Source organism: uncultured Actinomyces sp. (assembly GCA_900541895.1).
Classification (GTDB): domain Bacteria; phylum Actinomycetota; class Actinomycetes; order Actinomycetales; family Actinomycetaceae; genus Pauljensenia.
The window spans coordinates 1-5335 of record UWSI01000049.1 but is presented as its reverse complement, the minus strand read 5'-3'; the positions used below and the strand labels follow the sequence as shown (position 1 = coordinate 5335).

Genomic DNA, 5335 nt, shown 5'->3' with positions numbered 1-5335 from the left:
GGCGGGTTCAGCACTCGGCCCGCTCCATCGCGACCAACCAAGGTCGGCGCTGCCATGCAGACATCCGAGATGCCTTCCCAGTCTTCAAGGAGTGTCGAGACAGTCAGCACACGCTGCTCATCACGCAAAACCGCACGTGCAATGTTCGACCCAGCCAAGCCGATTGCGTAGTTTGTCGCTCCCTTGCCTTCAATGATCTTGTAGGCAGAGTTCACAACGTCCTTTGCAATTTCTTCGCGAAGCTCCGTATCAAAGAGTCGGCCCGAAAGCGTCGGTCCCCAGTGGCGCAGAGGAACATTACCAATCTCAGCAGAAGACCACAGGGCAACTTCAGAATCTCCGTGTTCACCGGCGATATACGCGTGAATGTTCTGAGTGGCAACACCTGTTTCGCGCGAAACCAGGTAACGCAAACGCGAAGTGTCCAAAACCGTACCCGAACCGAAGACCTGATTACGCGGAAGCCCAGTAATCTTCAGCGCCGCATAGGTGACGACATCGACGGGGTTCGTGATGAACATAAAGCGAGCCTCGGGGGCAACGTTCAACAGATTAGGGAGGATCTTACGCATGAGGTCAACGGTGGAACCAGCAAGTTCCAGTCGTGACTGACCGGGCTTTTGCTTGGCACCGGCAGTGACAATGACCAGGTCTGCTCCACGGACGATCTCAACATCATCCGAGCCCTCAATGGAGCCAGAGGGAGTGAACTGAATGCCATGTGCCATATCCAAGGCTTCGGCTTCCACCTTCGGCTTGTTGATATCGTGCAAGACGATGTCACGCGCATCTCCGCGCATCAAGCAGGCGTAGGCAACGGCAGTACCAACAGCTCCTGCGCCAATAATCGCAATCTTTGAAGGACGGCCAGTAGAGCTGGGATACAGGCTTTGTGAATGGGTGGGCATGAGCAACCTCCTAAACAAGTGAACAGCCCTATTCTCTCAGATCACCCTGCATCGTGATAGGCCAAAATCCCTTATTGAACGAAGTGTGCTGCTTCAGTCTTCATGCAGCTCAGCATTGAGTCTTTCCAAAGCGCCCGTCACAACATCAAGGTCACGTGTACGCCAAAACTCAGGCATCGACTGAATAATAAAACGTCCGTAGCTGCGGGAGTGAAGCCGCGAATCAAGAACGGCAACAACGCCTCGGTCGTTATGGGATCGCAGTAGGCGTCCGGCTCCCTGCGCCATCATGAGCGCTGCCCTCGTTACGCTCACTTGGAAAAAGCCCTTGCCTCCCTGCCGATCAGCATCTTCGGTCAGTGCCTTGACTATCGGATTTTTTGGATGAGGAAATGGGATTTTATCGATGACGACCAAGCGACATGAGTCCCCGACGACATCTACCCCCTGCCACAGAGACATCGTCCCAACCAAAACGGAATCACGCTTCGAACGGAAGCGCTTGATCAACGCCGGTAGCGAGTCCTCTCCCTGGAGCAACACCTCTGAGACCCCCTCGTCTCGAAGCTTTTGCGCACCCTGTCGCGCCGCAGCCCACGAGGCATAAAGAACAAGAGCTCCACCGCCGCTGGCCTTGACCAGAGCGACCATCTGCTCCATCGCTGCTGGACTAGGTTGCCCATTAGTCGGTGCCGGAAGCCCTGCTGCGATGTACAAGATCCCCTGGCGAGAAGCATCAAATGGTGATCCGACATCTACTCCCCTCCACGGCAGTGGAGCCAAATTTAACCCCGTACTATACGCCAGCGAATCAAAACTCCCACCCAGACTCAATGTTGCGGAAGTGAGAATTGCCGGCCGCTGACCAAAGGCGTTATCAGCCAAAGAAGGCGCAACATGCAAGGGCGCGATCATCAAGGACGACAGGCCTCGGTCTTCATCGCGCTCAACCCAGGTCATGCTCTTCTCAGCGTCACGCCCCCACGCTTGCAAGACCTCGTCAAGTTCATCACTGAAGGATCGCACCAGAACTTTTGTCGCGGCCTCAAGTTGAAGAGTGGAAATCTGCGTATCAAGATCTCGTTTAGCCGTGTCCAACGCGGACATCACTGGTTTGAGGCTTGTCCGGTCAGTCATTAATCCGACGTGGAAGCTTTGAAGGACACCATCAAGCTGCGCGGCAACATGATCAAGCATATCAGTGTCCACAGAGGCAAGACTTCGAAGCCTGCGTGAAATCCGCGTCATAGACTTCAGGGACACTGCGACCGTTGCCTGTTCACGCACTCGCTCAGCAAGCTCATGGGCCTCGTCAACCGCGAGCGCGCCAATCGACCCAAACAGGTCGCTATCGCTCAAAGCACTGATCCCCAACAACGAATGGTTGGTGACGACAACGTCGGCTTCTTGTGCGGTTTCACGGGCAGCCTGGGGAAAACAGTCATCAATCATCGGACACTGCTTGCCCAGACATTCCAAACGTGAGACTGAAACTTGCGACCATGCTCGATCGCTTACTCCGGGGTCGAGTTCATCTCGATCCCCCGTTTCCGTTTGCGAGGCCCAGCGGCGTAAACGGACAATCTCCGCGCCCAACTCACTGGCCGGCGCGGCCTCGTCGTCATCATCATCGCGCTGGTTTGGAACATCAAAGAGTGTTCCTTCCAAGGGATATCCGCCGCCAAGTCGGAAGGTGCACAGATAGTTATTCCATCCTTTAAGAAGGGCGACCCGAGGCCTGCGTCCGTGAACATCTTCGATTGCTTGGGCTGCGACCGGGGCATCTTTGGTGAGGATTTGGTGCTGGAGGTTCAGTGTTGCGGTAGAGACAAGGACTCTTTCATCTCGGCTAACCGCAAAATCCATCAGAGGAATTAAGTACCCAAGAGATTTACCCGTACCGGTTCCCGCCTGAACAAGAAGGTGCTCAGGGGCTTCAAGAGCGCTGCAGATTTCCTCGAGCATCGTCTCTTGTCCGCTGCGCACCTGACCGCCCATTTCGCGAACAGCCGCGCTCAGCGCTTGCTTTGCCGTTTTGAGGCTCATTCGAAGTCCTCGGCAGGGGCCACCACGTCCAGATCGTCGACGCCTTCAAAACCTACGTCCTGAGCATTTCCGCGGGCTGGAAGAGCAACTGCTCGCAGGGCCGCAGCTAATGCACCGTCGACACGAGCCCGAATGCGCTCTCCTTCGCCAAGGTACTCTTCCGCAAGGACTTCTCCTTCTTCGTGGATACGATGAAGGAGCGCTCCATGAATATAGGGAACGATGCAGTCAACGACCTCGCGAGGGCGCGGGAGCATTGATGCGATGGCTTTTTGAAGTTCAGAAATCCCCTCGCCAGTGACGGCACTGACGAGCACCGCACGTTCACTCAGAGAACGGACAAACGCGCGTTGTTCATCACTGGCAAGATCGGCCTTATTGAAGACGATGAGCTCGGGAATATCTCGCGCTCCCTCAATCGTATCCAGAACCGAATGAACAGCTTGGATCTGGCCAATTGGATCGGGGTGCGCAGCATCGACAACGTGAAGGATCACATCGGCCTCGCCGACTTCTTCCAAGGTCGAACGGAAGGCTTCAACAAGCTGGGTAGGTAGGCGCGATACAAAGCCAACGGTGTCTGAAAGCGTGTAGGCACGCCCATCCTCTGTTTGCGTACGACGAACCGTTGGGTCAAGGGTTGCAAAGAGAGCATCTTCAACCAAGACATCCGCACCCGTCAGGGCATTGAGAAGCGTAGATTTTCCAGCATTCGTGTACCCCGCGATGGCAACAGAAGGAATAGTTGAACGCGAGCGATTCGCGCGCTGCGCTTGGCGCGCCGGCTCCATTCGGCGAATCTGCTCACGCAGTTTTGCCATACGGTTTCGAATGCGGCGTCGGTCCAGCTCAATCTTCGTTTCACCTGGACCTCGCGAACCAATACCTTCGCCCGAGGCGACGCGGCCACCAGCCTGACGCGACATCGAATCGCCCCACCCGCGAAGACGCGGAAGGAGGTATTCCAACTGTGCCAATTCGACTTGAGCTTTACCTTCTCGCGATTTGGCGTGTTGGGCGAAGATGTCCAAAATCAACGCGGTTCGGTCAACAACCTTGATCTTGACAACGTCTTCCAAGCCGCGCCTTTGAGAAGGGGCAAGATCACCATCAACAATGATTGTGTCTGCACCATCAGCAGCAACAAGCTCAGCCAGTTCACGAGCTTTACCAGAGCCCAAATAGGTTGCGGGATCGGGATGCGAACGTTTCTGGATGACACCGTCGAGGACTTGCGAACCAGCTGTTTGAGCCAGCGCTGCCAGCTCACGCAAAGAGTTCTCTGCTTCTTCTTCAGTTCCCGTAGTACGCAGCCCTACAAGCACGACCTTTTCAAGACGGACCTGTCGGTACTCGACTTCAGAAATCTCTTCAAGGTCGTTCGAGAGCCCTTGGATACGACGGGTCCCCGCACGTGCCTCTCGTTCAAGTTCACCCGCCTGCGCGTGATGATCTTGTCCTTGAGTTGATTCCAGGGCGGTTCCTGTGCGCGCAAGGATACGCGCGACAACACTTTTTGCCCGCTCAGTGGAATCTTCGGTCATTCAGTATCTCCAAGATGGTGAAAGTTCGGGTGGGATCCGCTTTTTATTTTCCCATGTTTGGACTATCTGCGGGCGCACCTGTGGAGAAAAAGAAGAGAGTTTCTCGCCGGGCGTATCACTTCTCAAGTACCCTTGAAGCGTGGATGAACAGTACTTCACCGATTCTGAGCCCGCCTCAGCTGATGAGCTTCACCTAATTCGCGATCGAGTTCGCGGTTTCGATCTGGAGATGTGGGTGAGCGACCGAGTCTTTTCTGGTTCGCGTATTGATTTGGGGACCCGCCAGCTTCTTGCCGAGGCCCCTGCCCTCCCCGAGCGCGGCAACTTCCTTGATGTGGGATGCGGCTGGGGCCCTTTAGCTGTCGTCATGGGCTTGGAGTCCCCCGAGGCAAGCGTTTGGGCCGTCGACGTCAATTCGCGCGCGCTTGACCTGACCGCGCGCAATGCCTCCCTGAACGAGGCCGAGAATGTCCATACGCTGCATGCCGAAGAGGCTCCTGAGAAGCTTCGCTCTCAAGGAATCACCTTTGACGTGATCTGGTCTAATCCTCCTATCCGCATTGGAAAGAATGCTCTTCACGAGCTGCTGATGACATGGCTTTCCATGCTGAGCACGAACGGTGTTGCCTACCTGGTTGTTCAGAAGAATCTTGGCGCTGACTCTTTAACACAGTGGCTGTACCAGCAAGGTTTTCCTGCAGAAAAGATCGCATCCAAAAAGGGCTATCGGATTATTGAGGTCCGTGCGCATTCCTGAATCTGCATCCCAATAATTTCAGGATTGTTTTGACATGAATGAGTGGGTGGGGGAACCCCGGGGTTCCCCCCACCCACTCA

General features: G+C 55.4%; 4 protein-coding genes. 1 reads left to right on the top strand and 3 read right to left on the bottom strand.

Going from position 1 to position 5335, the window contains the following annotated elements; translation table 11 throughout:
• The 3 genes from QZR18_RS08150 to hflX form a co-directional block, all read right to left on the bottom strand.
• Window positions 1-908 (bottom strand): L-lactate dehydrogenase (locus QZR18_RS08150; RefSeq protein WP_295910888.1); only part of this gene is annotated, 908 nt, incomplete at its 3' end.
• Between the two features lie 93 nt (window positions 909-1001).
• Entirely contained in the window at window positions 1002-2954 is a 1953-nt protein-coding gene (locus tag QZR18_RS08145; RefSeq protein ID WP_178705201.1) for an ATP-dependent DNA helicase, read from the bottom strand.
• Window positions 2951-4498, bottom strand: coding sequence for a GTPase HflX (gene hflX / locus QZR18_RS08140; protein ID WP_178705198.1), 1548 nt, complete (start codon window positions 4496-4498; stop codon window positions 2951-2953). Before hflX ends, QZR18_RS08145 begins: the two co-directional genes overlap by 4 nt.
• 139 nt (window positions 4499-4637) lie before the next feature.
• On the opposite strand from hflX, the gene QZR18_RS08135 reads away from it, so the two are divergent.
• The gene (locus QZR18_RS08135) at window positions 4638-5255 is read left to right on the top strand and encodes a class I SAM-dependent methyltransferase (protein ID WP_178705194.1); all 618 of its coding nucleotides are present in this window, start codon (window positions 4638-4640) and stop codon (window positions 5253-5255) included.
• Window positions 5256-5335: the final 80 nt, after the last annotated feature.